Genomic DNA, 1,733 nt, shown 5'->3' with positions numbered 1-1,733 from the left:
GACTGGCGGCGGTGCCGCCATTCCCGATCACTTTGGTCATCAACGTGACACCGCTCAGGACCATGACACAGGGCAGCGCTGTGCAGCTGCAGCCAAGGCCGAGACGATAACTTAAATCGGGACGTTTTCTGTCTTGACGATGTCCACTTTAGTGCTATCTTGGGCCTCGATCTACTATCGCAAGGAGCCCTCATGAGCCAGCCCACCCCTCCCGAACCTCGACCCGATACAGCGGTGCCTTCCACCAGCGGCAAGCGCTATGAACGCATCTTCGAGCGCTTCCTGTGGAACAGCCGGCTGCTGGTGATGCTGGCGGTGGTGCCGAGCCTGCTGGGGGCACTGGTGCTGTTCATCATCGGTACTCTGGATATTCTCAAGCTTACCGTGACCGCCGCGACCTACTACCTGGTCGGCGGGCAGCCCGATATTCACGAGACGGTGGTGCCGAGCGTGGTGATGGCGGTGGACATCTACCTGGTGGCGATCGTGCTGCTGATCTTCGGCCTGGGGGTGTATCGGCTGTTCGTGTCGCCGATCGAACCGGCCGAGTCGCACCCGGCCTCGAACCCCTTCAATGTCTCGTCCTTCGATGAGCTCAAGGACAAGATCGCCCGGGTGGTGATCCTGGCGGTGATCATCGAGTTCTTTCGCGCGGTGGTGGATATCACCTTCGAGACACCGCTGGATGCCATCTACCTGGCGCTCTCGGTGCTGGCCCTGGCCGGGGCCCTCTACCTGATGAGCCGCGCTCACAAGCATCATCGGGAGTAGGCTCGCCGACGCTATGGCACAATACTCCTTTTGTTGTTCGACAAGGATCGCCAATGGCGTATGTGCTGGTGATGGGCGGTCTCGCCCTCTCGGTAAGCTTTACCTTGGGCTGGGCGCTATGGCGTCTGGGCCGTGCTGCCTTGGGCTGGTTGGGCGGTGGCCCCGCGGCGGGCAAATCGAAGGGCAAGCCGCGAGCCCGCAAGCCTGCGGCGAGGAAGCCGGCCGCCAGCAAGGCGGCGACCCCGCGTAAGACGAGCACCCGGCAGTCGGCCAAGACGCCCAGCGAGCCCTGGGCACTCACCCGCTGGCTGGCGGCGCGTCACTCCCTGTTACCCCTGGCCAGCCTGGCACTGATGCTCTATGCCCTGGGGCGTGTCGTGGTGTTCGGCCTTCAGCACCGTCCGGTGGAAGCGCCGGCATCATTCCCCCAGGTTGTCGACGTGGTGGGCTGGACGGCGGCGGCGCTGCTGGGCCTGGCGCTGCTCTCCCTGCTGGCACGCTGGCGCTGCCGCGATTAACCCCGCCCCCTTGGGGTCAGACCCCTCAATCTACTTAGGGGTCTGACCTCGACGGGCTGGCGAACCCGAGAGCGGCTGGCAGGTCCCAGCCTTAGCAAAGAGAAAGGAGACACCCGTGTTAGCCAATATCCAGCGATTCTTTCAGGAGATGCTCGCCGAGGGGGAGGGTGGTGCCGGTCTCGAGGCGCCGAGCCTCGAGCTTGCCGCGGCGGCTCTGCTCTGCGAGGTGATGCGTGCCGACTACGAGGTGACGCCGGAGGAGCTCGACACCCTGCGCGCTCAGCTGCGCGACCATCTATAGTGGACCCTGAAATCAAGACACTGGTTTAAGATATGCCGAGGCCGATTTCGAAGGGACCAGAGATGTCGAAACAGAAACGTAACACCCACTCACCGGAGCTGAAGGCCAAGGTCGCCCTGGAGGCTGTCCGTGGCCTGAAGACG

General features: G+C 63.5%; 3 protein-coding genes. All 3 read left to right on the top strand.

What is annotated here, in order from left to right:
• Window positions 1-192: 192 nt before the first annotated feature.
• The 3 genes from B7L15_RS19260 (at window position 193) to B7L15_RS19250 (ending at window position 1,590) form a co-directional block, all read left to right on the top strand.
• A complete protein-coding gene (locus B7L15_RS19260) occupies window positions 193-771 on the top strand; it encodes a YqhA family protein (RefSeq protein ID WP_023006438.1) in 579 nt (192 codons plus the stop codon).
• Between the two features lie 53 nt (window positions 772-824).
• A complete protein-coding gene (locus B7L15_RS19255) occupies window positions 825-1,289 on the top strand; it encodes a hypothetical protein (RefSeq protein ID WP_085920498.1) in 465 nt (154 codons plus the stop codon).
• A 115-nt stretch (window positions 1,290-1,404) separates the two neighbouring features.
• Window positions 1,405-1,590 (top strand): TerB family tellurite resistance protein, encoded by a 186-nt coding sequence (locus B7L15_RS19250; protein ID WP_085920497.1) that lies wholly within the window; start codon window positions 1,405-1,407, stop codon window positions 1,588-1,590.
• Window positions 1,591-1,733: the final 143 nt, after the last annotated feature.

This window comes from Halomonas sp. CSM-2 (genome assembly GCF_002119345.1).
Lineage (GTDB): Bacteria > Pseudomonadota > Gammaproteobacteria > Pseudomonadales > Halomonadaceae > Vreelandella > Vreelandella janggokensis.
Note: the sequence above shows the minus strand (reverse complement) of the source record. Positions and strands in the feature narration are given on the sequence as shown.